General features: G+C 62.7%; 13 protein-coding genes and 1 pseudogene. 5 read left to right on the top strand and 9 right to left on the bottom strand.

The window, feature by feature from the left end; all coding sequences use genetic code 11:
- From FHW96_RS25030 to FHW96_RS25020, 3 genes and pseudogenes are all read left to right on the top strand, one after another.
- A pseudogene (locus FHW96_RS25030) lies at positions 1–165 on the top strand (bifunctional D-altronate/D-mannonate dehydratase); the annotation flags it as partial.
- A 29-nt stretch (positions 166–194) separates the two neighbouring features.
- The gene (locus FHW96_RS25025; RefSeq protein WP_172343284.1) at positions 195–1,442 is read left to right on the top strand and encodes an MFS transporter; all 1,248 of its coding nucleotides are present in this window, start codon (positions 195–197) and stop codon (positions 1,440–1,442) included.
- A gap of 5 nt (positions 1,443–1,447) precedes the next feature.
- A complete protein-coding gene (locus tag FHW96_RS25020) occupies positions 1,448–3,865 on the top strand; it encodes a TIM-barrel domain-containing protein (RefSeq protein ID WP_172343283.1) in 2,418 nt (805 codons plus the stop codon).
- Positions 3,866–3,932: 67 nt separating this feature from the next.
- Here the strand turns inward: FHW96_RS25020 and glpK are convergent, their stop codons facing one another.
- The 8 genes from glpK to FHW96_RS24980 form a co-directional block, all read right to left on the bottom strand.
- Positions 3,933–5,408: a glycerol kinase GlpK gene (gene glpK / locus FHW96_RS25015; protein WP_216651070.1), complete on the bottom strand. Its 1,476-nt coding sequence runs from the start codon at positions 5,406–5,408 to the stop codon at positions 3,933–3,935.
- Positions 5,409–5,420: 12 nt separating this feature from the next.
- Complete coding sequence (glpD, locus tag FHW96_RS25010; protein WP_172343281.1) at positions 5,421–6,926, bottom strand: glycerol-3-phosphate dehydrogenase; 1,506 nt, start codon at positions 6,924–6,926, stop codon at positions 5,421–5,423.
- A 126-nt stretch (positions 6,927–7,052) separates the two neighbouring features.
- The gene (locus FHW96_RS25005; RefSeq protein ID WP_172343280.1) at positions 7,053–8,300 is read right to left on the bottom strand and encodes an MFS transporter; all 1,248 of its coding nucleotides are present in this window, start codon (positions 8,298–8,300) and stop codon (positions 7,053–7,055) included.
- Between the two features lie 15 nt (positions 8,301–8,315).
- Positions 8,316–10,982, bottom strand: a complete 2,667-nt coding sequence (locus tag FHW96_RS25000) for a glycoside hydrolase family 2 TIM barrel-domain containing protein (protein ID WP_172343279.1) — start codon at positions 10,980–10,982, stop codon at positions 8,316–8,318.
- A 16-nt stretch (positions 10,983–10,998) separates the two neighbouring features.
- A complete protein-coding gene (locus FHW96_RS26400) occupies positions 10,999–11,910 on the bottom strand; it encodes an alpha/beta hydrolase (protein WP_216651069.1) in 912 nt (303 codons plus the stop codon).
- Positions 11,907–13,805: a glycoside hydrolase family 2 protein gene (locus FHW96_RS24990; protein WP_172343278.1), complete on the bottom strand. Its 1,899-nt coding sequence runs from the start codon at positions 13,803–13,805 to the stop codon at positions 11,907–11,909. Before FHW96_RS24990 ends, FHW96_RS26400 begins: the two co-directional genes overlap by 4 nt.
- 109 nt (positions 13,806–13,914) lie before the next feature.
- Positions 13,915–16,185, bottom strand: coding sequence for a TonB-dependent receptor (locus tag FHW96_RS24985; protein ID WP_172343277.1), 2,271 nt, complete (start codon positions 16,183–16,185; stop codon positions 13,915–13,917).
- 210 nt (positions 16,186–16,395) lie between these two features.
- Complete coding sequence (locus FHW96_RS24980) at positions 16,396–17,745, bottom strand: FAD/NAD(P)-binding protein (RefSeq protein ID WP_172343276.1); 1,350 nt, start codon at positions 17,743–17,745, stop codon at positions 16,396–16,398.
- A 214-nt stretch (positions 17,746–17,959) separates the two neighbouring features.
- Between FHW96_RS24980 and FHW96_RS24975 the strand changes: the two genes are divergently transcribed.
- Both FHW96_RS24975 and FHW96_RS24970 read left to right on the top strand, forming a co-directional pair.
- Positions 17,960–19,198, top strand: a complete 1,239-nt coding sequence (locus FHW96_RS24975; protein ID WP_172343275.1) for an MFS transporter — start codon at positions 17,960–17,962, stop codon at positions 19,196–19,198.
- 71 nt (positions 19,199–19,269) lie between these two features.
- Positions 19,270–21,522, top strand: coding sequence for a TonB-dependent receptor (locus FHW96_RS24970; protein ID WP_172343274.1), 2,253 nt, complete (start codon positions 19,270–19,272; stop codon positions 21,520–21,522).
- 132 nt (positions 21,523–21,654) lie between these two features.
- Here the strand turns inward: FHW96_RS24970 and FHW96_RS24965 are convergent, their stop codons facing one another.
- Positions 21,655–22,242 carry a nitroreductase family protein gene (locus tag FHW96_RS24965; protein WP_172343273.1) on the bottom strand — a complete coding sequence of 196 codons (588 nt, stop codon included), beginning with the start codon at positions 22,240–22,242 and terminating at the stop codon, positions 21,655–21,657.
- Between the last annotated feature and the right edge of the window lie 332 nt (positions 22,243–22,574).

Genomic DNA, 22,574 nt, shown 5'->3' with positions numbered 1-22,574 from the left:
GAGGTTTTCCCACACGACTACACCTTCGACAAGGGCATGCTCTATGTCGGCGACACGCCGGGCCACGGCGTCGACATCGACGAAACACTCGCCGCAAAGTATCCCTACAAGCCCGCATACCTCCCCGTCGCAAGACTCGAAGATGGTACCATGTGGAATTGGTAAACCACTGAAAAACGGGAGAGGATAAGAACATGACATGGCGCTCAGCAAGATTGCGCATCCTGTTGCTGGTGATGGTGGGCACCATCATCAACTATATCGCGCGCAATTCGCTGGGCGTTCTGGCGCCCCAGCTCAAGGCCGATCTGGCCATTACGACCGAGCAATATTCCTATATCGTCGGTGCGTTTCAACTGGCCTATACGCTGATGCAGCCGATCGGCGGGATGCTGATCGACAAGATTGGTCTGACCGCAGGCTTCGCCCTTTTCGCGCTGGCGTGGAGCCTTGCCAATATGGCCCATGGCGCGGCGCGGGGCTGGCTCTCGCTCGCCGCGTTCCGGGGCCTGCTGGGCATGGCCGAGGCTGCCGCAATTCCGGCGGGCATGAAGACCATCGGCGAATGGTTCCCCGATCGCGAACGCTCGGTGGCGGTGGGCTGGTTCAACGCGGGCACGTCCCTTGGCGCGGTGATCGCCCCGGTGCTGGCCGCCGTGGTCGCCAAGGTCTATGGCTGGCAGGCCGCCTTTGTCGTCACCGGGGCACTGGGCGTGTTGTTCGCCGCCGCATGGTACAAATTCTATCGCTCGCCTGCCGATGCTTCCTATGTAACGTCCCAGGAACTGGCCGAAATCCGCGATGGCCAGCGCCCAGTCGAGGCCAGCGCAACCACGCTGGGCGCCATCGCCAAAACCAAGCGTTTCTGGGCCATTGCCGTCCCCCGTTTTCTGGCTGAACCGGCGTGGCAGACCTTCTCCTTCTGGATCCCGCTTTATCTGGCCAAAGAGCGCGGGATGGACATTACCCAGATCGCGCTTTTCGCATGGGTGCCGTTTCTGGCCGCCGATGCGGGGGGAATTCTGGGCGGCTATCTTGCCCCCTTCCTGCAACGCACGCGGGGCCTCAGCCTTGAAGGATCGCGCATTGCCGGGATCGCTCTGGCCGCCATTTTGATGATTGCGCCGGGCTGCGTCGGCCTCGTGCTCAGCCCCTATGCGGCCATCGCGCTGCTTTCGCTTGGCGGCTTTGCGCATCAGATCATCTCGGTGCTGATCAACACGCTGTCCGCCGATGTCTTTCCCAAGGGCGATATTGCCAAGGCCAACGGGCTGGTCGGCATGGCCGGATGGACGGGCGGGCTGCTCTTCTCGCTCGCCATCGGGCAATTGGCCGACAAGATCGGCTATGCCCCGCTGTTCGCCTGCCTTGGCGCTTTCGATCTGATCGGCGCGGTGTGGCTCTTTGCCATGCGCCGCCACCTCATTCTGCAAAAGGCCTGACCCTCATGCGTAAATCCAGCCTTGCCCATCCGCCCCGTTTTTCGCTGGCAGAGCGGGAGGGGCCACGCATCACCCTGCATGCCGATACCGGGGCGATTGCGCATATTTTCGTGGCAGAAGAGGATATTATCCGCGTCCTGCTGCTGTCGCAGGGAACCGTCACCTCGGCACCGAGCTGGGCCATCGCGCCGGGCCAGAGCGACATTGCCGAACCGGGCCGCGACCGGATGAGCATCGAAGGCTTTGCCGCCCCCGATTTCGCGCTGGAAGAAACCGAAACCCACATCACCATCGCCACTACTCGCCTGCGCATAACCATCGCGCGCGAAGGCTTCTTCTGCACATGGCATCAGGCCACGCCGCAAGGCTGGGAACTGATCGCGCAGGACCGCCCGACGCAGGCCTATAATTTCGGCTGGTGGGACCATGGCGTCTATCATTACGTCACCCGCCAGAGCGGCGAACGCTATTATGCGCTGGGCGAAAGAGCAGGCGCCATGGACCGAGCAGGCCGCCGTTTCCGCCTGACCAATCTGGACCCGATGGGCTATGACGCCAGCGCGAATGATCCGCTGTATAAGGCCATCCCCTATGTGCTGGTGGTCAATGAACAGGGCGCGGCGCATGGCGTGTTTTACGACACCACCGCCGACCCCACTTTCGATTTCGGCCATGAGCATGACAATTATCACCCACATTACCGATACATGCGGGCCGATAGCGGCGATCTCGACTATTACATGATCGCAGGGCCCGACGCGAGGGAAGTGACCCGCCGCTACACCTGGCTGACCGGGCGGCCCGCTTTTCAGCCGCGCTGGGCGGTGGGCTATTCCGGCTCGACCATGACCTATACCGACGCCCCCAATGCGCAGGAGCGGATGGGCGAGTTCATCGAGGGCATCAAGCGCCACGACATTCCGTGTGAGAGCTTCCACCTCTCCTCGGGCTATACCTCGATTGGCGACAAGCGTTATGTCTTTCACTGGAATCGCGAGAAATTCCCAGATGTCGGCGCTTTCGTAAAGTCCTATGCCGATGCGGGGGTCGAACTGGTCCCCAATATCAAACCCGCGCTGCTGGTCACGCATCCACGCTATGATGAACTGGCCGCAAAGGGCTGGTTCGTGTCGGATGCGGATGGCGATCCCATCGTCTGCCAATTCTGGGACGAGGTGGGCGCCTATATCGATTTCACCAACCCGGACGCCGCCGCATGGTGGCGCCAGCAGGTGACGCAGCAATTGCTGGAATATGGCATCCATTCGACATGGAATGACAACAACGAATATGAGATCTGGGACAAGCGCGCGCTGATTTCCGGCTTTGGCGCCCCCCGCCCCGCCGCCGCCGAACGCCCGGTGCAGACCCTGCTGATGATGCGCGCAAGCCGCGCCGCGCAAATCGCCTATCGCCCCGACGAGCGCCCCTATGTCGTCACCCGCAGCGGCATGGCGGGGATGCAGCGCTATGCGCAAAGCTGGTCGGGTGACAATTACACCGACTGGAAAACGATCCGCTATAATCAGAAGATGGCGCTGGGCATCGCCCTGTCGGGCGTGTCGAATTTCGGCCATGACATCGGCGGTTTCGCCGGTCCTGCGCCCGAGCCGGAATTGCTGCTGCGCTGGGTTCAGGCGGGCATCGTCATGCCGCGTTTCTCGATCCACAGCTGGAATTCGGACCGCACGGTCAACGAGCCATGGATGTATCCCGAGGCGACCCCGGCGATTGTCGGCATGATGCAATTGCGCCGCGCGCTGCAACCTATGCTCCATGATCTGCTCTGGCGCCACCATGCCGATTATCAGCCGGTCAGCCGCCCGGTCTGGCTGGATTTCCCGCATGACCGCCGCGCGTGGGAGGATGGCGACACCCATCTGCTCGGCCCCGATCTGTTGGTCGCCCCGGCGATGGACAAGGGGGTGGAGAGCGTCACGGCCTATCTGCCGACGGGCGCGAACTGGTATGATATTCGCGATGATCGCGCCTATGCGGGCGGACAGGATGTTGCGCTGGACGCCCCGCTCTCGGGCCTGCCGCCGATGCTGGCGCGCGAAGGCTCCGGCCTGTTCCTCGATCTGGCGCCCGCCGGTTTTGTTCAGGCCAAGCCCCGGCCCGCCGTCCTGCTCTATCCCGCGCCGGGCCTTGGGCAATTCACCTGGAGTGGCTTTGATGAGAGCGGCAATGCATGGCCCGACGCCGATCATCCGCCGCTGTGGAATGTCTGGGTCAAGACCGCATCGGACGCGATCACCATCGTGGCGGCATGGACCGGCCATGGCCCCGCCCCGGCTGATGCTCTGCGCCTTGTTCTGCCTGCGGGCGAGACGCGCGCGATCACGCTCAATGGCGCGGTGGTGGCCGCGCGCATCGAAAACGTGCTGGGCGTTGCGCGCAAGGTTCTGGACGCGGTGATCTAAAGAAAAGGCCGGGCCGCGCTTGAGGGAAGCGCGGCCCGGCCGATAGACCGCAACACTGGTGAAAGGTTCAGCGTGCGGTGGCGCGGCGGATGGCGGCTTGCCACCCGGCCTGCAATTTCTGGCGCGCGGGCGCCTCCATCTGCGACTGGAAACGCACCACTTCGCCCCGGCTTTCGCCCGAAAGTGCAGCAGGCCACGCCCCGCTGGCATGACCCGCCAACATCGCCGCGCCCAGCGCCGTGGTTTCCAGATTGGCGGGGCGTTCGACCACAATGTCGAGAATATCGGCAAGGAACTGGCAGAACCAGTCATTGGCCGCCATGCCGCCATCGACGCGCAAAGCCGCCAGCGCGCCCGCGCCATCGGCCTGCATCGCGGAAACCAGATCGGCGGTTTGAAACGCCACAGATTCCAGCGCCGCGCGGGCAATATGCGCAGCCCCGCTGTCAAAGGTCAGGCCCGTCAGCATCCCACGCGCATCTGTGCACCAATGCGGCGCGCCAAGGCCGACAAAGGCGGGCACCATATAGACCCCACCATTATCGGGCAGGCGAGCGGCCATTTCCTGCGTCTGGCGCGCCTCGACAATGATGCCCAGCCCATCGCGCAACCATTTGATCGCCGCGCCCGCCACGAACAGCGAGCCTTCCATCGCGTAATGCGTCACGCCGTCAATGCGATAGGCAATCGTGGTCAGCAAGCGGCTGCGCGAACGGGTCAGCACTTCGCCCGTGTTCATCAGCATGAAGCCGCCGGTGCCATAGGTGATCTTGGCCTGCCCCGGCGCCAGGCAGGACTGGCCCACCAGCGCGGCCTGCTGATCGCCCGCGATGCCGCGAATGGGGATGGCCCCGCCCAGCAGATGGGTGACGCCGAAATCATCCGCGCTCTGGCAAACCTGCGGCAGAACGGCGGCGGGAATGCGAAACAGCGCCAGCAGATCGGGGCACCAGCGCTGCTTGCTGATATCGAACAGCAGCGTGCGCGAGGCATTGGTCACATCGGTCTTATGCTCGCGCCCCTCGGTCAGGCGCCAGAGCAGGAAGGTGTCGATCGTGCCAAAGGCCAGTTCGCCCTTTTCCGCCCTTTCGCGTGCGCCCGGAATTATGTCGAGCAGCCATGCCAGTTTGGTCGCGGAAAAATAGGGATCGAGCAGCAGGCCGGTGCGCTCCTGCACCAGCGCTTCATGGCCCGCCTCATGCAGGCGGGCGCAGATTTCCGCCGTGCGCCGGTCCTGCCAGACAATCGCGCGGTGAAGCGGAGCCCCGGTTGCGCGGTCCCACAGGACCACCGTTTCGCGCTGGTTGGTAATGCCGATGGCGGCAATGTCATCGACCCCCATCCCCGCCTTGGCCATAGCGCCCCGCGCGGTGGCCAGAGTGTCGCGCCAGATATCCTCGGCATCATGTTCGACCCAGCCATCGGCCGGGTAATGCTGGGCAAATTCCTGCTGCGCGCTGGCGATCACCTTATGCGCGGTATCGAAGATCAGGCTGCGGGTCGAGGTCGTGCCCTGATCGATGCTGAGAATATGGCCGCTCATTGTCATCCTCGCCTAGCTGTTCTTTTTAAGCCACTGGTCGATGCGCTGCGCCATTTCGGGGGTTGCGGTCAAGCCCAGCTTGCTGCGCCTCCACAAAACATCCACGCTGCGGCGCGCCCATTCGCAGGCACCAAGATAGCGCAATTCGGCCTCGTAAAGCCCATTGCCGAAATCCTCGCCCAGATCATCGAGCGATTGCGCATCGGCCAAAACCCGATCAATCCGCGAGCCATAGGCATGGGCCAGACGCTCCGACAATTCGGGCGAGAGGAAAGGCCAGCGACGGCGCACATCGGCAAGGAACGCTGCAAAGCCGCCTACAAAATCCCCGCCCGGCAAAGGCGCCGTGCCGGTCCACCCACCACGCATCGGCGGCAGAAAGGGTTCGAGCATTTCAAGCGCATGCTCGGCCAGACGGCGATAGGTGGTCAGCTTGCCGCCAAAGATGGAGAGCACCTGCGGCCCGCTCTCACGGCCCAGCTTCAGCACATAATCGCGGGTAATCGCCTTGGCGTCCGCTCCGCCATCGTCATAGAGCGGGCGCACGCCCGAATAGGTCGAAACGACATCGTCCGGGCCGATCTGCCCTTCGAAATAATCATTCACCGTGGCGCAGAGGTAATTGACCTCCTCCGCCGTGATTTTGGGCGCATCGCGCTCGGCCTCGCCCACCAGCAGGTCGGTCGTGCCCACCAGCGTAAAGCCGTTCTGATAGGGGATCGTGAATACGATCCGCCCGTCCTGCTTTTGCAGGATAAAGGCATGGTCGCCGGGATAGATGCGGGGCACGATGATATGACTGCCCTTGACCAGACGGATGCCGCCATGGGCCTGCGCCTGCGGTATCGCGCCCAGCATTGCACCCACCCACGGACCTGCGGCATTGACCACAGCGCGGGCGCGCACCTGCTGTGCTCCGGCATCGCTGCTCAGATCGACCAGCCAGTGATCGTCCTCCACCTTCGCGCCGGTAGCGGTCACCCCAATGCGGATTTCGGCCCCGCGCTCGGCCGCGTCGATGGCGTTGAGCACCACCAGCCGCGCATCATCCACCCATGCATCGGAATAGACAAAGCCCTTGGCCAGCCCCGGCTTCAGCCCCGCCCCCCAGCGCGGATCGCGCAGATCAACGCCATGCGAGGAAGGCAGCGTCTGTTTCCCGCCAATATGATCATAGAGCCACAGGCCGATGCGAATCATCCAGCCGGGCCGCCCACCCTTGGGCTGGGGCAGGACAAAGCGCAGCGGCCAACTGATATGCGGGGCGATATGGATCAGCCGCTCGCGCTCCTGCAAAGCCTCGCGCACCAGCCGGAATTCATAATATTCCAGATAGCGCAGGCCGCCATGGATCAGCTTGGTGCTGGCCGAGGACGTGTGCGCTGCCAGATCGTCACGCTCGACCAGCAGGACTTTCAACCCCCGCCCCGCCGCATCGCGCGCAATCCCCGTGCCATTGATGCCTCCGCCAATCACCAGCAGGTCATAATCGGCAACCGGGGGGAAAGCTTGAGCCATCGACTTTTCCTGATCGTGTGCAACCGGCAGGCGCCCCCATTGGGCTGCGTCCCTGAGGATCCCTGCCTATGCCTTCATTCCAATCCTGTCAATTGGTCATTCCAATTGACAGGGATGTGCCGTCCATCATTCCTTGATCTTGCGAACCAGCATCCACAAAACCGCGCAGCCCACCAGATCCAGCCCGCACAGACTGACAAATAGCGGGTTATAGCCAAAAGAATCAGCGCTTTGCCCGATCAGGAAGGTGAACAGGATGCCCCCGATCCACGCCGCCGATCCGGTCAGACCACTGACCGTGCCCACCCGGTTGCTGGGGAACATGTCCGAACAGAGTGTAATCAGCGCGCCATTAAGCATCTGATGGGCAAAACCACCGATGCAGAAAAAGGCGATCGCCATCATCGGGCTGGTGGCAAGGCCGATACAGGCCGGGCCAGCCATCAACAGCGCGCCGCAGGTCATAGTGATCTTGCGCGAGGAAATCACCCCGGCCCCGCGCCGGATCAGCCAGCCCGGCAGCACACCCGCCGCCAACGACCCAAAATCCGCCGCCAGAAACGGCAGCCATGCCCAGAGCGCTACGGCTTTCAGATCCAGATGCCATGCGCTGACCAGATAGAGCGGAATAAAGAAGTTGAAGGTCTGCCACGCCGGTTCGGCAAAGAAACGCGGCAAGGCAATCGCCCAGAACGAGCGCTCTTTGAGCAGAGACCAGCGGCTGGGCACCGGGCCGTCGGGCGCGGGGCCGACTTGTCCTTCGCGGATCATGGTCAGTTCCTGCGTCGAAAGCCGCGCGTGCTCCTCGGGCCGCCGATAGCAGACCCACCACATCACCGCCCACACCATGCTGAGCGCGCCGGAGACCACAAAGGCCGAGCGCCAACCCCACCACAGGATGCAAAAGGCCACCAAGGGCGGGGCAATCATATTACCGACGCTGGTGCCCATCTGAAACGCGCTGGTGGCCAGCGAGCGTTCGCGCGCGGGGAACCATTCGGACACGACCTTGGCCCCGGCGGGAATGGCGGCGGCCTCATTCGCGCCCAGCAGGCTGCGGAAAAAGGCAAGGCCGACCCAGCCGCCCGCCAGCGCATGGAGCGCATTCGCCACCGCCCAGCCCACTGCAAAGATCATGAACCCGAGCCGCGTGCCCAGCGCATCAAGCACCGCGCCCGCCACCGTCTGCATCACCGTATAGCTGGCCTGAAAGGCGATCACGATCCAGCTATATTGCTGGGTCGTGATGCTCAGTTCCGCCTTCAAGGTGGGCGCGGCGACCGAGAGCGTCGAGCGCGCCAGATAGTTGAGCACAGTCCCCAGCGTCACCAGACCGATGATCCACCAACGCAGGGATTTGATTTTACCAGCCATTTAGGGAGAATACCTTTACTGCGCGTCAAGTTCGATCAGCGAAATCCGCGCCGGGGCGGCGCCTGCCTTGAACTCCAGATCGATCTGGCCCTTGGAGGTGACATAGAAACTGCGCGCCACCGCCGCCGCATCCGCCGCCGGGGCGGTCGGTTCAAAGGCGCGCAGGATGGGCTTGCCATTGGCGCGGACATCGAAGCCGCCCTTGGCCTGCCCCCCCACCGCCGGGAACCACAGGGTCAGCTTGTAGCGCCCGGCAGGTGCGGGAATGTGATAGGCAAAATCGCCCTTGCGATAGGTGGCGATGGCATCGCGCTCGGTCGTGCCCTCGATGCGCGCAGGCTCGGCCTTGCGGCCATAATCGGCGGGCTTGTCCAGACTGGCCACCTCGCCGCCCTCGAACCAATTGTCCGACCCCAGCAGGCGAGTCTTGCTTTTCGCCGCGACCAGAGCGCCGGCGTCAATGGCAATATGCCCGCGCTTTTCCGGCGAGAGCGTCCATGTGATCTGATCCTCGACCGCCGCGCCATGGCGGATGCCGCGCGCCACCAGCCGGTTCTCGCCCGCATCCAGCATCACGCCGGGCCAGACGCAGACCATCTGCGCGCAGCCCTCGCGCTTGCCCAAGGAACGACCGTTGAGCAGCAGCTCGGTGCTCTGGGCATTGCTGTAAACCTTGACGTCGGTCACGCCATAGGCGCGAGCTGCATAGCGGCGCCCGGTGATGCGGATCGTGGGCGCATCGCTCCAGTTGGCCTTATAGAAATACCAGGCATCCTTGCGGGTCTTGTGGTCATAGGCCACCAGCCCCTTGGTGTTGATGTCCTGCGCATCGCCCTCGGTGCGTACGGTGGTGGCAAAATCGAAGGAATTCCAAAGCCACGAAGCATAGAGATAGGGCCGTGCGGCGATCTGGGCCAGCGCGGTTTCGTGGATATAGGATTCATATTCCTCAGGCTGGGCCGCGCCGCGCGAATCCGGCGCCCCGCCCAGCACATTGTCGGTGTGGATCGTCAGCGCCCCGCCCGCGCCATATTCGGTCACCGACAGAGGCTGAGCCGGGCGCTTGGCATGCAATTGGTCGAGCGTCGGGCCAAGATCCTGCTCTTTGCCGAAATACCAGCCGAAATAGCGGTTTGCCCCGCCCAGATCAGCCGCCGCCGCCGTTTCGGGAATGGCCACATCCGCGCCGAACAGCCGCCCTTCGCAGCAGGTCGCCAGAGCGGTCGGGCGCGAGGGGTCCTGCGCCTTGGCCAGCGCCTGCAACTCATGCAGCAGCGGCATGGGATCGGGTGTCTTGCCATCCGTGCCGCCGCGGATGAAGGCGGGCAGCGAATTGCCGAAATCGACCTCGTTGGCGATGCTCCAGATTGCGGTGGCGGCATGGTTGTAATTCTGGTGGATCAGTTCGCTCAATTGCTGGCGCGCATTGGCCACCAGCGCGGCTTCCGGCTCCAGCTTACCCGCCAGCGTCCATGCCGAAACCAGCGGCACCTCGTCCCACAGCACGAAGCCATAGCGGTCGGCCAGATCGTGGATCATCTGGCCATGCTGATAATGGGTCAGGCGGATCGAATTGACCCCCATTTCGCGCATGGTCGCCACGTCTTCCTCGACATCGGCGGGGCTAATCGCCCAGCCCTTGCCGTCGCGGTCCTGATGATAGCCCACGCCATGCAGGACATAGGGCTTATCATTGAGGAAGAAGCCCTTGTCGGCATCGAAGCGCATGGTGCGGATGCCGAAATTCTGCTCGACCGTATCGCTGACCTTGCCGTCGGCGCCCAACACCTCGGCGCGCAGGCGATAGAGATAGGGATCGGCCACACCCTGCCACAGATGGGCGCCCGCAACGGTCAGATCGGCGGCCACTTCCTGTGTCGCCTTGATACCAAGGGCCTGTTTGACGAGGGTCTGTGCCGCCACCTTGCCATCGCGATCGATCAGCGCAATCCGCGCACCGGCCGCCACCGGCTTGCCCGCATCATTGGTCAGACGCAGCCGGACATGGACCTGCGCATCGCCGCCCTGAACCGCCGCCGTATTGGCATAAAGCCCCGGCCCGCCAAAATCCTGCATGTCCACATGCAAAGGCGCGGTGGAAACCAACCGCACCGGGCGATAAAGCCCACCATGCACGAAAAAGTCGCCAAACAACGGCAGGACGTCAGAGGTGGACGACCCGGCCGCGGGCTGCGAATTGTCCACCCGCACGGCCAGCACATTGCTCTGCCCCGGCTTCAACGCCGCCGTCGCATCCAGCCGGAACCGCCCGAAGCCGCCGCGATGCTCGCCCAGCAGGACGCCGTTGAGCCAGACCTGCGCCACCCGGCTTGCCGCGTCGAATTCGATCCACGTCTTGCGCCCGGCAAGGGTGGCGGGCGCGTCAAAGCGGTGGCGATACCAGCCAACGCCCATCTTCTTGGCCACCGTGGCCGCCGTATTCGTGCCGCCCAGATCGTGATGGTAATAGCCCACCCGGTTCCACGTATGGGGCACGGAAACGGCCTGCCATCCGCCATCGGCAAAATCGGGCTTGGCGGCATCGGCGGTGGTATCCTCGCCGGTAAAGCGCCAGCCGGAGGCGAGCGGGAGAACCGTGCGGGCCTCCTGCGCGGCGGCATGGGAAGCAAGCGCGGCGCCAAGGGCAAAGGCGGCGGTACGGGCGAGAAGGCGTGCGATCATCGGGGGAACTTTCCGCTTATTGGCCGGTGATGTGCCCGGTTATATGATTGTCTTTGAGCCACAGCGCATATTGGTCGAACCATGCATCGCTGGTCGTGCCATTGGGCTGCGAGGCAAAACCATGCCCGCCCGCGCTGTAGAGATGGAACTCGACCGATGCGCCGGACATACGCCATGCGTGAAGCAGGCTCAGATCCTGGGCCTTGAAGAAGCGATCATCGGCCGCGATCACCGAAAAGAGCGGGGGGGCATGGGCGGGCACCTCGGTCCCCTGCGTAGGGCCATAGACCATGCCGACGAAATCGGCGCGCGCGTCCGCCGCATTGGCCTGCGTGGTGGCCAGCACCGTGATTGCGCCTGCCGAAAAGCCCAGAATGCCCACCTTTGCCGGATCGACGTGCCATGCCCCGGCATTGCCCCGCACCATGCGGATCGCGGCCTGCGTATCGGCCACGGCATAGGGGCGATTGTCCTCTTTCGGCTTCTCGCCCTTTTGGAACAGCCCGGTCAGCGCCTGTTTGAAGGCGGGGAAACCATCACCCACAGGCAGCGTGCGATATTTCAGGATGAACACCCGCACGCCCTGCTTGTCGAGGCGCTTGGCCACATCAAAGCCTTCATTGTCCATGGCGAGGAACTGATAGCCCCCGCCCGGCACCAGAATGACCGCCGGGGCCACCGCATTGGCCGCCAGCGTGCCGGGCCAGAGCAGCAGTTGGGGTTTGCTGACATTATAGACCAGCCGCTGATCGGGCGTCTGCTGCGCCCAGCCCTCGCGCGCGGGGTTTTCGCGCGGGAGGGTGATGGGCAGGTCCACCGCCTTGCTGACCGGAGGATGGGTGACGGGCAGAACGCCATCGACCCATGCCCCCGGCGCCGCGCTTGCCGAAGTGGCCCAGAGAGCCGCGATCAGGGCAAGGCGCTTCACTTGGCTTTCTCCTTGGATTTCAGCGTGTAGTAATTGGCCAGCACGTCAAAAGCCAGCTTATGCTGCCCCGTCTCTGAAATCAGCCCCTTGCGGTTCCAGCCCATCTGGAAATCGGGATTCTGGCGGCGGGGCGAGCGGAAATCCTTAAGGATCCAGGGCGAGAGCCCGCGCAGGGTGGGCACGCGCTCGGCCATTTCCAGCGTCTTGCGGTAATATTCGGCCTGAAATTCTTCGGAGAATTTCTGCATCTTGTCCGGGCTGTGGAAGCCCGATTTAGCATCGGCGCCGAATTCGGAAAACACCAGCGGACGGTCGGCGGGCACATGCCACACGCTGCCCGGCAGGTCGGAGAGGCGATCCCCGGTGTACCAGCCGTTATAGGTGTTGATCGAGACGATATCGAGATCATTGGCCAACGGATCGGCCATGGTCATGGTCGGCGCGCCGGTCCCTTCCTCGCGCTTGACCAGCAAGGCGGCGCTGACCAGACGGCTGGGGTCGAGGCGGCGCACATCGCCGATCAGCGTCCGCAGGAAAGCATTGCGATCATCATTGACCGGGGTTTCATTGGCAACGCTCCAGATCACCACCGAGGCCCGGTTGCGGTCGCGCAGGATGTTTTCCGCCAGCATGTTGCGCGCAGCTGCCAGCGTGCCCGGATTGCTCCAAGCCACCATCCAATAGACCGGCACTTCACTCCACACCAGCAGGCCGAGCTTGTCGGCGGCGCGGGTCATCACCTCGGAATGGGGGTAATGCGAGAGGCGGACATAATTGCCGTGCAGCCCGTTCTTGATCTCGCCCAGCAGCGCGGTGGCAGCCTCGGGCGTGATCACGCGGCCCGGATTGGCGCTGATCTCTTCCTCATGCATCGAAATGCCGCGCAGGAAAATCGGCTTGCCGTTCAACAGGATGTCTGCACCCTTGCGCTCAATGGTGCGAAAACCGATCTGGTCATGCCACACATCCTCGCCGGCGCTCAGCGTCACATCGTAAAGCTTGGGATTTTCCGGCGACCAGCGCACCATTGAGCGCGGCGCGGGGATCGTGGCCTTCCAATTGCCCTGCGCGTCGGTTTTGCCCGGCACGTCCAGTTTCAGGCCGGCGATCTGCAACCGCAGGCTTTGCCCCGCCGCCGATGCGCCATCCAGATGCGCCTCGGCCTCCAGCTTGCCGTCTGTGGTCAGGCGGACGCTGGCATTATCCACATAGGTGGCGGGCGTATGCACCAGACGGATGCCGCGCGTGGCCCCGCCATAGTTTTCCCAGTCGGTGACGGTGGGGGGAACGGTGGTGGCGGTGGCCTGTGAATCGACGGCAAAGGTGATCTGATTATCGCCATCGCGCAGCGTTTGCGTCACTTCAAAAGCGAAAGGCGTGAACCCGCCTTCATGCCGCCCAAGGGGCTTGCCGTTGAGATAGGCCGTGGTGGCATAATTGGCCGCGCCGAAGCGCAGGAAGTAGCGGCCCTTGCGACCTGCGGGCGCATCAAAATGGCGCTGATACCAGACAACGCCCTGATAATGGCGCATTTCGGGCGATGCGGCCAGCCATGATCCGGGCAGCGAGGTGGTCTGCGCATGGGCCATGTCGAATTCGAACATGGTGCGATTGTCGCTTGCCATGGTCTTGCGCACGTCAATGTCGAGCCAGCGCTGCTGGCCCCGATCGGGCGTTTCGCCGTGGAAACCGGCAATCCCCGCGCGATAGGGGTCGATCGAATAATTCCATGTGCCGGAAAGTTCGGTGCCTTCGCGCATGTCCGCCGAAACCAGCAGCGGCTCATTGGCAACCGTGGCCAGAGGCAGCGCGCTGGGCGCCTCCTCGGCCAGAAGCGGAAAGCTGCCCGCGATAAGGGTCGCGGCGAAAAACCTGAGTGCGTGGGTCTTGCGCATACCGTCTCCAAGGATGGGATTTCGCCCTGCCCTTTATGGCGGGCCCGATTTTTCCGCGCGCGGGACGCGCAAAAAGGCCGGGCGGCTTTGGCCGCCCGGCCCGATATTATCAGAAGTTCAGGCTGGCGCGCAGCCCGCCATAGCGGCGGAAGTCGCGCGGCAGAACCGCCTGCGTGACCATGGCCCCGCCCCAGCTGCCGTTGCTGTTGATCAGCGAGGGGTAATATTGCTGGTCAAACAGGTTGTTAACGAAAGCGGCCACTTCCCAGCGACGGTTCTCATCTCGGATGCCCAGGCTCAGGTTCACGATCTCATAGCCCTTCTGGAAAGTCTGAGGATCGCGGGCCGAATAATAGACGCTGCTCTGATGCTGGACATTGATCTGCGCCAGACCGCGCAGCCCATCGCGGATCTGGGGCGTGTATTCCGCCGTTGCCGACATCTTGAACTGCGGCGCCTGAACCGCGCGGGTGCCGGTCAGGTTCTGGCTTCGCGGCCCACCGGGCACAGCCGCCAGAGGGCAACCTTGGTCAGGAGATTGCAACGCAAAACATTGTGCCACCGGATAGTCGATATATTTCGCGTCCAGAATGGCCAGCGAGGAGTTGAAGTTGAAATCCGGGTTGGGCCGATAGCCCGCGTCGATTTCAAAGCCATGCGTCCCCAGCTTGCCTACGTTGGTCAGACGGAAGTTCGTCGTGCCATCGGCCAGCGTTTCGATCGTCTGGGCCTGAAGGTTCTTATAAGTCGTGTCGAAATAGGTGACATTCAGCGTAACCTTGCGGTCGAAAAGCTGGCTGCGCACACCGAATTCGATATCGCGCGAGGTTTCCGGCTTGATCGGCCCGGCCGCCGCGCGATTGGCGTTGAAACCGGTGGTCAGGTCATAGGTCTGACCCTTATAGCCGGTCGAATAGGTGACGAAAGCATTGATGCGCGGCGTGAATTCGTAACGCGCGCTGATGCGGTAGGTCGCCGCCGTATCCTGGGCGCTGCCGCTGAACTGGGCATTGTTCGCCTGAATGTCCTGGAACGTATAGGACACCTTTTCATTCTGCACACGCCCACCGCCGGTCAGGGTCGCCTTGGGCATGAACTGCCAGTCGGCCTGAACGAAACCGGCGATCTGCGACGACTTGGAAGTGGCGTACCAATTGGCCGTTGAGAAGGCTGGACCGCGATAGAAGGGGCGCTCGAAGTCGACATTCGCGTAATAGGCGCCCAAGGTATAGTGGAAAGGCTTGCTGCCATCGGACAGCAGGCGGACTTCCTGCGTGAAGAGCGTCGATTTGAACGCACCGACCTGAATGTTGTTATAGGCTGCTGCGCTCAACGAGGTTTCGTCGGAGTCGAAATAATCGTCCAAGCGGAATTTATCATAAGAGGTGATCGTGACCAACTGGTGATCACCCAACGCGAATTCGCCGCGGATATTGCCGCCACCGCCCTGATACTTGGTGTGCGAGGTGTAATTGATGCTGACGTCCTGGTTGTTCGGGCCAACCGTAACGCCCGGCAGCGCGGTGGCCAAAGAGGGGCCGGGGTTGCCGACTATGCCACGGAAGCCAAGGCCCGTGGTCTGCGCGATAACCGGACGGCCGATATTGGTATTGCCGTTCATATAGTTGAGCGACAGGGTCAGCTTGGCATCGCTGCTCGGCTCCCACCGCAGCTTGGCGCGGACATTGCCCGATTCGCGACCGTTCAGCTTCTGGCCGTTGAACAGGTTGCGCACATTGCCTTCCCACTTGGAATAGGCCGCCGAAAAGACATAGCCCACGGTCGGGCTGATCGGGCCGGAAACGCTGGCATTGACCGCATATTCCTGATCGGTGGTCACCGTGGCATTGGCGCGGACCTTGAGCGTGTCGCTCGGGCCACGAGTGATGATATTGATCAGACCAGCCGAAGCCGCCTTGCCATACAAGGTCGACTGAGGACCGCGAAGAACTTCGATGCGCTCCACATCGGGCAGATCGGTGAAGGCGCGGGCCTGAAACGCCATCGGCACTTCGTCGACCAATACCGCCACACTGGGCTCAACGCCAATGCCGAAGGCGAAAGTGCCCACGCCGCGCAGCGACACGTTGGCATTCACCGGATGTTCGGCAGGGCGGATGGTCAGCGAGGGCGAAACCGCGCCAAGGTCCTGAAAATTGCGGACGCCTGCGGCCTGAAGCTGGCTTGCGCCCAGCACAGAAACGGCCAGCGGCACGTTCTGGACATTTTCAGCGCGCTTTTGCGCGGTCACGATGATTTCGCCCGTGTCGGGCTTGTCAGACGCCTTGGCCGCATTGCTCTGTGCATGGGCCGGGCCAGCCAGCAGACCAATTGCAGCCGCGAGCGCGGCGACGCACACGGAGTTGTGGAAGCTCTTCATACCATCCCCTGATGATGCCGGACTGAATCGTCCTGTTTGTTTCAAGGGAGGTTCTACATAATGGCCTAACCAAATGCAAGACTGGTTTGGCACATTGGCGCGAGATGGTCCGGCGATTGGTCAAAGGCTGTGGTGATCAGATGTTTGGCCGAAACTGCCCCGCCGATTCCTTCACCGACCGCGCAGTCATCGTCAGAACAGGACAGAGCTTTACAGCCCCTCGCCGCCAACCCAATGAGAATCGGTCAGAAAGCGCGCCAGATCCCATACCTGACGGCGAATGTCGGGCACGGCGACAATCTCCCATGCCTCGCCCTTGGTCATCGGGCCGATGGCAAACAGGCCGGATTGTCTCTGCCCAAGGGTGTTGCGCAAATGACACTGGTGATCAACATCCAGTCCAAGGCGATGCGCATCGGGCCGGGCAAGACCGTTGGCCAGCAATTGGCCTAACAAGGGTTGCGGATCACGGGTGATGTCGGCCTGCGGCCCGGTGCATAGAATAATGCGGTCGAAGCGGCGCGACTCCTGCGCCTGCGCGTGGCGCCCGCGCCATATGACAAGCGCCGCATCGCCATCAGGATGGGCGGAAATCAGCGATCCGGCCAGACATTCAAGCCGCCCTTCGGCCTGCAATTGTGCAATCCTTTGCGCAACCTCAGGGGCGAGACGATGGCGATGCACATCCCACCATGGCCGCAAATGCCGCAGAAAACGGGCCTGCGCCGCTGCATCATGGGCCCGCCACAGACGTTGGGTATGCGGTCGCAATTCGTCCACCGCATGGCGCCAGCCCACCGCCTCGGATCGCCGCCGGACATGGCGCAACAAGTGTGATCCGCGCGCTTCGGGCTGGAACACGGGCGCAACGTTGGGCCCGACCAATGCATGGGCGCGCGGCACCAACCCTCGACGCGAGATGGCCGTAATCCGCCCGGCGAAGCCTGCCCGGTCGAGACTCAAAATCCAGTCCACCGCGGTCAACCCCGTGCCGACCAACAGCACCTCGCGCGCATTACCCGAATCTCCCACCCATGGATTGCGAGCCACAACCTGCGAGGAAAGATCAGAAAACAAAGGTATATCGGCAGGCGCCGCATTCCCTGTCGCCAGCACCAGTGCGTCGCTTTCCACCACGCGACCATCGTCCAGCCGCAAGGACAGGCCGCCCGCGCGCCGCTCCATGGCGATGGCCTCGCCCTTAACAATGCGCAACTGGCCCGAAGCCTCGCGCCCTGCCGCCGCCAGCAGGTCGTGCAAATAGGCGCCATAGGTCAGGCGAGGAACGAAAAGATTGGCCTGATCACCTTTGTCAGCGCCCAGTCCCGGCCCCAACCCGAGCCAGCGCAGGAAATGCCCCGGATCATCGGGAAAGGCCCCCATATTCGAGGCCCGCACATTGAGCAGATGCGCCGGATCGCGCGTGCCATAAGCCATGCCGCGCGCCAAGCGCGCACCATCACGCTCGATCAGCACAACCCTGGCGCCATGGCGCAGCAGGTTGATCGCCAGCAGCGTGCCCGAAAATCCGCCCCCCACAATCGCCACGCGAACCGGCATCGGTTACGCTGTCCTGCCGATGATCGGGCGGATCGCTTCAAGGGAAATGGATCGTGCCATTGCTTTTCTCACACCCATGCCAAACTCAACTGTTTCGATAGACACTAATGACATACCTTGCGGCAAGGGCGGAATACGGGGTAAAGCGCATACTCTACCGTCGCAGTAGAAAATCTTGCTGGCGGCATGGGCCTTGGGTGATTATCCCCCGTGCATGACCGCCCGCCTTACCCCCTTTCGCCGCAATCTGCTCTTCGCTCTGGCGCTCAGCGCAGGCATCCTCAATCTGGTCGACCGCCAGATCATCGCCGTCCTCAAGCCCACCATCGCCGCCGAATTGCATTGGAGCGACGATGATTACGGCACGCTGGCCGCGTGGTTTCAAACCGGGGCGGCGTTCGGCTTTCTGGCGGCTGGGTGGATCGTAGACCGGCTGGGGGTGAAATGGGCCAATCCGCTGGGGGTGGCGGCATGGTCGCTGGCGGCGATGGCCCATGGCTGGGTGCGCTCGATGGCAGGTTTCACCGCCGCACGCATCGCCCTTGGCGCGACCGAAGCCATGGGGACACCATCGGGGGTGAAAACCATCGCCACGATCTTTCCCGCCCATCTGCGCAGCGCCGGTTTTGGTCTGTCCAATGCGATGAACAGCATGGGCGCGGTGCTGGCGCCTTTGGCGATTCCCTTTGTGGCGGCCGAATATGGCTGGCGCGCTGCTTTCGAACTGGCGGGGGCGACGGGACTGGTCTGGGCGGCGTTGTGGCTGGTGGCCACGCGGGGCGTGGACCTGCGCGGGGATGCGGTGCGAACCGTGGGCGGGCGGCTGTTTTTCCTCGAACGGCGGACGTGGGTGATTGCCGTGGCCAAGGTGCTGTCGGACGCGACTTGGTGGCTGCTGCTGTTCTGGATGCCCGATTATTTCCATCGCCAATTCGGCCTGTCGGGCACAGGTCTGGCCGTGCCTCTGGCCTTTGCCTATGGCGGGGCGGCGGTGGGGTCGCTCTCCTCCGGCTTTGTCTCGGCGCGGTTGCTGGGGCGCGGCATGTCGGTCAACGCCTTGCGCAAGGGCGTGATGCTGGCCAGCGCGCTTTGCGTGGTGCCGGTGCCTCTGGCGCTGGGCAGCCATGCGGTATGGCAGGCGGTGGCCATCATGGCGCTGGCGCTGGCCGGGCATCAGGGCTTTTCAACCAGCCTGTTCGGCCTGATCGCCGACATCGTGCCGCGTGAAAGGGTGGGGCGCGTCACGGGCTTTGGCTCGTTCTGCGGCAATCTGGGCGGCACGGCCATTTCCAAGATCAGCGGCCTCGTGCTGGCCGCAGGGCTGGGTTATGCGCCGCTGTTTGGCTTTGCGGCGGTGTCCTATCTGCTGGCGCTGGGCTGGATCCATCTGTTGTTGGGCCGGATCGAAGGGCTTGAAAATCAGGGCGATGCAGCCCCAGCTATCGGGCACTAAAGATCAAGTTTCTTTCTCTACTCATTTGGTTGACTAATAGGTGCGGGCAAGGTTCAAATACGGAGAACACCATGACCCGCCCCCACACGCGCAGCCTGCTTCTGGCCAGCGCGCTTATCCTTCCTGCCGCCCCAGCACTGGCGGACGAGGCCGCAACCGCGCCGGCGGAAATCACCGTCACCGCGCGTTATCGCAACGAAACGCTGCAACAGGTACCGATTGCCATCACCGCCGTTTCGGGCGCCTCGCTCAATGATCGAGCGCTGCATAATCTTCAGGATCTCTCGGCCACGGTCCCCTCGGTTGATTTCCGCAACGGTTCGTCGAACAAGGACCGCACGATCTTCATTCGTGGGGTCGGAACGATCTCGACCTCGCCCGGCGTCGAGCCTTCGGTTTCCACGGTGCTGGACGGCGTGGTGCTGACCCGCGCGGGCCAGTCCACGCTGGACGTGGGCGAGGTGGAACGCATCGAAGTGCTGCGCGGGCCGCAAGGCACTTTGTTCGGCAAAAACGCCAGCGCGGGCGTCATCAGCATTGTCACCAAAGGCCCCAGCGCGCGCACCGGCGGCTATGGCGAAGTGAGCGCCACCACCGATCAGGAATATCGCGCCAAGGCGGGCATCACCGGCGCCATTGCCGATGGCGTGAATGCGCGGATCGATGGGCTTTATACCAATTTCCGCGGCAATGTGGACAATCTGGGCACGGGCCACAAGGTCAACGGCTTTGAACGCTATGGCGCGCGGGCCAAGATCGAGGCCAATCCCACGCCCGATCTCAAGCTGCTGTTTCAGGCTGATTATCTGCAATCGCGCGACACCGCCGTCAGCGTCTATACGTCCTCGACCCAGACCGCCTATCCCACCGGCGCTGTGACGGACAATGCCACGCTTTCGGGCTTCCTTTCGGGCGCAGGCATCAGCCCCAGCGCGACCAACCGCCGCGTCAGCACCAATTTCGACACCGATGTGCGCGACAAGAATGCAGGCGTGGGCCTGACCGCCGACTGGTCGCTGCCCAAGGGCTACAAGCTGACCTCGATCACCGCCTATCGCAATTGGAAAAACCATCAGCATCAGGACTTTGACGGCATTTCCGCACTCAGCGCCGCAATCCCCCAAGGCGAAGATTACGGCGATGTCTCCTCGCGCCAGTTCAGCCAGGAATTGCGCCTGACCAGCCCCAAGGGCAAGTTCTTCGATTATGTCGTGGGTGCCTATTACCTCAACGCCAAGACCGACGAACGCTATCAGCGCCAGATCACCCGCGTTGTCTCGGGCGCCAATGTGGCCACCACGGGTGTGGCCAATTATGGCGTGACCAACAACAACTATGCGCTGTTTGGCGAGGCGAATTTCAACTTTACCAAGAATTTCCGCGCTCTGGCCGGTTATCGCTCGGTGTGGGATGAATTGAGCTACTACCACAACCGCACCTCTACCAACGACCCGACCAATGCGGGCACCGGGGCCGTCACCGGCATTCAGGGCTATCACAGCAGCAACGGGCGCACTTCAACACGGGGCGATGCCTATCGCTTTGGCCTGCAACTCGACCTTGGCGCCCATGCCCAGACCTATGTGACCTATTCGCGCGGCTATAAGGGCCCGGCCTATAACGTGTTCTTCAACATGCTGGCCCGCGACGAGATCGCGCTGGCGCCCGAAACGTCGAAGAGCTGGGAAGCGGGGATCAAGGGTTCGGCGCTGGACCGCAAGATCACCTACAGCCTTGCCGCCTACACCACCGACTTCAACAATTTTCAGGCCAATTTCAGCGATATCGTCGCAGGCGCCATCGTCACCCGCCTGATCAACGCGGGGACAGCCAACAGCCGGGGCGTGGAAGTGGACCTTGGGCTGCACCCGATTCCGGGGCTCAGCTTCGATACGGCAGTGGCTTATAATGATGCCAAGGTGCTGCATTTCAACTGTCCGGCAGGCGCGGCCAACAGCTGCAACATCGACGGCCAGCCCCTGCCCTATGCGCCAAAGTGGAAGCTGTATGAAAATGTCGCCTATCGCTTTGGCGTGGCGCAGGGCTGGGATCTGGAGCTGCAAAGCGATGTAACGCTCAAAAGCGCCACGCAATACCAGCTGACCCAAACCCCCAGCACCATCCAGCCTTCCTATGCCCTGCTCAACGCCAGCGTCGCGCTGCTGGGTCAGGACAATGGCTGGCAACTTCGCGCCTATGTGAAGAACATCGCCAACCAGCATTACTCGAACCTGCTGAGCAATGGCACGATTGCCGGGACCAGCCGCCTCGTCCCCCGCGACGATGTGCGCTATGGCGGCATTCTGCTGCGCAAGACGTTCTAGGCATTTTCAAGATGACCGGAAACGGTCATCGGCTCGGAAAATGCGGCAATCAAGGACAAGATCGTTTTCGCTATAAGCGGAAAGAATCTAACAGCGAGGGGGGCGGCGTTGAAAAGCGCCGCCCCTTTTTATTTAACCCTTCAACGCGCCGTGGAACGCGATTTCACCCACCGTAAGACGCGGACTGGGTTTTTCGCGCGCCTGAAGCGCCTCAGGCAGATCACCCGCATCGCCGCGCCAACCCACGGCCACCGCGACTTCGACCTTATAGCGCTCACCGGCGCCCGTCACCTTGGCCGCCGCTTCGGGATCGAAACCGGCCATGGCATGGGTCGACAATCCGCGCTTGGCCCCTTGCAGCGCCAGATAGGCCCATGCCGCGCCCGCGTCGAAAGAATTCCACTTGGCAGGCGTCGCCTCGCTGGCCCCCGGCGCGGTGATCTGCTTGTCCGAGAGAACATAAAGCAGAGCCCCGGCCTTCTGCGCCCAGCCCGCATTGAACGGCAGCAACGCGCCGACAAACGCATCCCAATTCGCATCGCCGCGCAGCGCATAGGCAAAGCGCCACGGCTGATAATTAAAGGCGGAGGGCGCCCAGCGCGCCGCCTCGAACAAAGGCAACAGGTCGGCCTCGGTCAGCGCCTGCTCGCTATAGGCGCGCGGGCTCCAGCGGGCGAGGAAATCGGGATCGATCGGGTGATCGGCATTGCGGGTTGTCATACAAGCTCCTACTTCAAATGGAAATCAGACGCTGGAAAACAGAAATTTAATGATTTATTTCAAAATTTTATATTAAATATTCAAGGATTTTCCAATATTTATCAAATAAGATATCCACGAATGGGCCGGGTGCCGCGCCCAAAATTGCCGCCCCTTCCCAAAGCATTTCGGACCGACCTCGCCAGCTTCTAAATTAACGAAACGCAGATTGTCATCGCGTTTGGCTTCGGGCGTAAACTGATGGGGTGGACGCCCCCCGACGGCATCGATGTGCCATAGTGGAGGTGTTGAACACCACTGAAGGAGGCGTCCGTGTCGGAGGTTATCACAAT

Origin of the sequence: Novosphingobium sp. SG751A (assembly GCF_013149295.1) — a bacterium.
GTDB lineage: Bacteria > Pseudomonadota > Alphaproteobacteria > Sphingomonadales > Sphingomonadaceae > Novosphingobium.
This window is presented reverse-complemented; position numbering and strand designations above follow the sequence as displayed.